Consider the following 4,590-nt stretch of genomic DNA (forward strand, 5'->3'; position numbering starts at 1 on the left):
CCAGCACACCACGCCGGAGGACCAGCTCACCGGCTACAAATGGACCTTCGCCTTCGGCGTGGTGTGCTGGTCGTGATGGGCAAGCAGCCGGGCGCGTTCGGCGAGCTCGTCGGCCTCGCGGCGCAACATCTCGGCCGTTTGCGGCCGCATCCGCCGGGAAAAGCTGATGAAGGTCGCGCCGTGCTCCATATGGCCGAGCGCCCAGCCGACGAAATTCTTGTTGGTCATTTCGAAGTGCGGCTTCAGCGGCCCTTCGAAATCCCACTGGATGGGCGTGTCGACGAGCAGCCTTGCCGACAGGCCGCGCCCCAGCGCCACCAGCCCGAGCTCCTCGAGGTCGCGCAGATAGAGGAACATCGAGGCCTCGCTCAAGCCCTGCGAGCGCATGATGCCTTCGGCCGTGAATTTCTCCGACAGCATGATGAAGACGAAGAGCAGCGCCGGCCGCGCCGCCAGCCTGCGCTCGATCTCCGGCGAAACGCGGTTGGCCGGACCCGGTCCGCGATTCATCGCGCCGAGCACGTTCTCCAGCTCGACGTCCGCCGCGGCGCAGATCTCCATCAGCCGGTCGAGCTTGCAGTTCCGCTCATGGAAGATCCGCTTCACCGTCGGCTCGGAAACGCCCATGCGCTCGGCGAGCGTCCGGTAGGTCAGGCCCTTGGCCTTCAGCGTCCGCTTCAGCGCCTCGAAGATCGGAGCGTTCATGGAATGCACCTCATTCGCGCGATTTCGTATCGATAAGCGATACTAGCGTCGAACCGTCTTTCCGAAAAGTATCGAAAAATTTAGCTCTCCTTCGTCACCACAGGAGAGCACCATGAACACCCTCATCGCTTCGACCGTCATCGCCGTCGCCGGCATCGCGGCGGCTCCGGCTGCGCAGGCCGGCGAGCTCTGGCGCGCCGCCGGCTTCGAGCAGCCGGAATCCGTGCTTGCCGACGCCGCCCACAACCGCATCGTCGTCTCCAACATCGCCGGCGCTCCCGGCGCGGCGGACGGCAACGGCTATTTGTCGCTTCTGTCGATGGACGGAAAGGTCATCGCCCGCCACTGGGTCGACGGCATGGATGCGCCCAAGGGCATGGCGATTTCCGGAGGCAGGCTCTACGCCGCCGACCTCACAAAGGTGCTCGTCGTCGATCTCGCCAGCGGCAGGCTGGTCGAGACCATCGACGTGCCGGGCTCTGTCTTCCTCAACGATATGACTGAGGACAGCGCGGGCAAGGTCTATGTCAGCGACATGCTGGCCGACACGATCTACCGCATCGACGGCGACAAGCCGGAGCTGTTCGTCAAGGATGCGCTGCTGGCCTCGCCCAATGGCGTGTTCGCCGATGGCGACCGGCTGATCGTCGCGTCCTGGGGGAAGGGCATCAACAAGGCCGATTTCAGCACCGCCGAGCCCGGCGGACTGCTGTCGGTCGACCTCGCCACGAAGACGATAACGCCGCTCCCCGGCGCGCAAAACTTCGCCGACCTCGACGGTGTCATCGCCATTGGCGGCACCATCTACGCCACCGCCTACATGACCGGCACGCTTTACAGCTACAAGCCAGGCGGCAAGCGGGAAGCGGTAATGCAGTTCAAGCCGGGCAGCGCCGATATCGGCACGGACGGCAAGGCGACCATCTATGTGCCGCTGATGGGCGAGGGCGAGGTCGCGGCGCTGTCACTGGATTGAGCCAGGCGGAAGTGATCGTGTCCCGCCAGCCTTCGAATTTCGCCGATCGGGATTGGACCGGCCATATAGGCGGCGCTGCCATCTGGTAGCGCTGTCGGCTCCGGGATATCCGGCTGCCATGAGCCAAGCCGTGAAGACATCCAGCCTGACCGGCGCCGTTTCTACGACCATCCCCGTGCTCACGTGCGCGCTGGCGATTTTCCTGCTGTCCGGCATGGATGCGGCCATGAAGTCGCTGACAATAGCGGTCGGCGTCTACAACACGCTGCTGTGGCGCAGCATGGTCTCGACCCTGGTCGCCGGCGCCGCCTGGTCGGCGGGGCCACGCTCGAAGCCGCGCCTTCCGGTGCTGGGCCTGCATGCGTTGCGCGCCGCGATTGTCGGCGTCGTCCTGGTCTCGTTCTTCTGGGGACTCGCCAGGCTGCCGCTCGCCGAGGCGATCGGGCTCAGCTTCGTCGCGCCGCTGTTTGCGCTCTTCCTCGCGGCGCTGCTGCTGGGCGAGCGCATAAGGCGGCAGGCGATCTGGGCGTCGCTTGCCGGCATCGCCGGCGTCGCCATCATCCTGTCCGGACAGTTCGGGCGGGAAAGCTACTCGCAGGATGCCGTGCTCGGCACGGCGGCGGTGCTCGTATCGACGGTGTTCTACGGCTACAATCTGGTCCTCGCCCGGCAGCAGGCTCTACTGGCCAAGCCGGTCGAGATCATGCTGTTCCAAAACCTCTTCGTTGGGATCATCCTTGGTTGCGCAGCACCTTGGCTCGCGGTTGCGCTGCCGGGAGATCTCTGGCTGCCCTTGGTCGGGGTGGCGCTGCTGTCGCTCGCCGGGCAATTCCTGATGAGCTGGTCCTACGCCCGTGCCGAAGCGCAATATCTGATCCCGACCGAATACTCGGCCTTCATCTGGGCGATCGCGCTTGGCTGGTTCTTCTTCGGCGAGAAGCTGGCCTGGACCACGTTGGCCGGCGCATGCCTCATCGTCGCCGGCTGCCTGATCGCCGCGCGCGCCAATCCGAAGCTTGCCGAGCCGATCGAAGCGGCGATGTGAGGCGATCTTCCAGGCCGGCGGCTTAACCTTGCGGGTTCTGCGCCGCGGCGGCCTTGAGGCGCACGCCCCTGCCGCCGCGCTCGCTGGCCTGGTTCTCGCCGATCAGCTCCACGCCGACATCATCGAGCGCCTGGATGACCTTCATCAGCGTGTCGACCACGCCCCTGACGACACCGTCGCTCGCTTCCATGCGCTGGATCGTGGGCAGGGAGACCCCGGCGCGCTCGGCAAGCGTCTTCTGGTCGATGCCGGTCAACGCCCGCGCGGCGCGCATCTGTGCGGCAGTGATCATCGGCCGGAACCTGTTTCTGAAAATATGAAAGATGTATATTTTAGATATTACAATGTCTCAAGCATCATTTTGAATGCTTCAGCCATCGATATCGCTGTCGGCCACAACTTTGCGCCGCTGCAGCAGCCGTGCCGCGAGCCAGCACAGCATGGCCCAGGCGAAGCCAGCGCACCAGCCGGCAAGCACGTCTGACGGCCAGTGCACGCCGAGATAGACGCGGCTGGTGCCGACCAGCACGGTGATCAGCACGGCAAGGCAAAGCACGAAGATCTTCGTCCGGCGATCCGGAAGGAAGCGCGCCGCCAAAGAGCCGAGCGTCAGATAGGTCACCGCCGACAGCATGGCGTGTCCGCTTGGAAAGGACAGTGACGTTTCGGTGGCCAGGTGCGAGACGAGATCGGGCCGGGGCCGGTCGACTTCGTGCTTGAGCAAGGTGGAAAGCACTTGCCCGCCCGCCACCGCCGCGAACACGAACAGCGCGGTCGAAGGCCTGCGGATCAAGATGAGATAGACGATCGTCGCGGTCGTGATCAGCACCAGCACGACGGTGCTGCCGAGCGCGGTGATGTCGCGCATCGCGCCCTGCAGCCAAAGCGGACCGATCGGGCTGTCCGGCTGCCCGGCATGGCGGAAGGCAAGCAGGATTTCGGTGTCGAAGGCGTGCGGCGTCGTCGCCCGCGCCACCTCCATCAGTTCTTCGAAACCCCATAGCCCGCCGGCGATGATCAGTCCGGCCAGAAGCAGGGGGAATTCGATCTTGGCAAGCAGCGCGCCGACGGATGGCTTCATGAGAGGCTCGAGGGTTAGAGCTTCTGCATATAGGGCCCAAGCGTGATCAGGGCGACGGCGGCGATCGCCAGCACCATGCCGGTCGCCTGGAAAGCATTGAGCCGTTCGCCGAAAAAGGCGATCGCCACGACATTGACCGCGACAAGCTGGATCACCGCCGACAGGCTGAACGCCACCGACATGCCGAACTCGCGCACCAGCCTCAGCATGATCAGGTTGCCGGCGGTATAGAGCGCCAGCGTCACAAGGAGCTTGGCCAAGCTCGGCGCCAACCCCCATTGCTTGGCCGCCATCGCCGCCAGCAGGAACATCACGGTCGAAATACCGAGCTGCGCCAGTCCCCAGAAACTCACCTGCCGTCCCCTTTTGAAGCGCCGTCGCCACGCCGGCCGCAGCCCTTGTTTCCGAACCGGGCGAAGCCGTCAAGCTGGCGGTGTGGGGGCGAAGGTCGCGGCAAGCCCCCTTCTCCCCGTCACTATACGGGGAGAAGGTGCCGGCAGGCGGATGAGGGGCGGCGCCAGCGTTGGCCATCAGCATTACACGCAGGGGCTGTCTTTGAAGACATCATTATAGCGCCACTGTTTGCCAGCTCGGCGCCGCCCCTCATTGCCCAGCCGGGCATTTCTCCCCGTATAGTGACGGGGAGAAAGGGGCTGATGTCCGAACCGGATAGATAGGTAACAGAATGGACCGATTAGATGGGTGACAGTTTTCTTGCCAGCCGGGAGGACCGGCGATGGTTTGGCGAGAGACTGGCATCATGGATGAGTGGCTTCGTTTTGT

6 protein-coding genes are annotated in these 4,590 nt (G+C 64.6%); 2 read left to right on the plus strand and 4 right to left on the minus strand.

Translation table 11 applies throughout. The features are described 5' to 3' along the window. Nucleotides 1-33: 33 nt before the first annotated feature. Complete coding sequence (locus tag EOA27_RS23435; RefSeq protein WP_245491147.1) at nt 34-705, minus strand: helix-turn-helix transcriptional regulator; 672 nt, start codon at nt 703-705, stop codon at nt 34-36. Nucleotides 706-817: 112 nt separating this feature from the next. Between EOA27_RS23435 and EOA27_RS23440 the strand changes: the two genes are divergently transcribed. Next, nucleotides 818-1,681: an SMP-30/gluconolactonase/LRE family protein gene (locus EOA27_RS23440; protein ID WP_127257349.1), complete on the plus strand. Its 864-nt coding sequence runs from the start codon at nt 818-820 to the stop codon at nt 1,679-1,681. 118 nt (nt 1,682-1,799) lie between these two features. Beyond that, nucleotides 1,800-2,726 carry a DMT family transporter gene (locus EOA27_RS23445; protein WP_126080264.1) on the plus strand — a complete coding sequence of 309 codons (927 nt, stop codon included), beginning with the start codon at nt 1,800-1,802 and terminating at the stop codon, nt 2,724-2,726. A 22-nt stretch (nt 2,727-2,748) separates the two neighbouring features. On the opposite strand, the gene EOA27_RS23450 is transcribed toward EOA27_RS23445, so the two are convergent. The 3 genes from EOA27_RS23450 to EOA27_RS23460 all read right to left on the minus strand — a co-directional run bounded on the left by EOA27_RS23450 (nt 2,749) and on the right by EOA27_RS23460 (nt 4,160). Then, entirely contained in the window at nt 2,749-3,018 is a 270-nt protein-coding gene (locus tag EOA27_RS23450) for a helix-turn-helix transcriptional regulator (RefSeq protein WP_126080263.1), read from the minus strand. A 78-nt stretch (nt 3,019-3,096) separates the two neighbouring features. Beyond that, the gene (locus EOA27_RS23455) at nt 3,097-3,807 is read right to left on the minus strand and encodes a phosphatase PAP2 family protein (RefSeq protein ID WP_126080262.1); all 711 of its coding nucleotides are present in this window, start codon (nt 3,805-3,807) and stop codon (nt 3,097-3,099) included. A gap of 14 nt (nt 3,808-3,821) precedes the next feature. Beyond that, nucleotides 3,822-4,160, minus strand: a complete 339-nt coding sequence (locus EOA27_RS23460) for a hypothetical protein (protein WP_042637321.1) — start codon at nt 4,158-4,160, stop codon at nt 3,822-3,824. Nucleotides 4,161-4,590: the final 430 nt, after the last annotated feature.

Source organism: Mesorhizobium sp. M2A.F.Ca.ET.037.01.1.1 (genome assembly GCF_003998075.1).
In the GTDB taxonomy this organism is placed as follows: domain Bacteria; phylum Pseudomonadota; class Alphaproteobacteria; order Rhizobiales; family Rhizobiaceae; genus Mesorhizobium.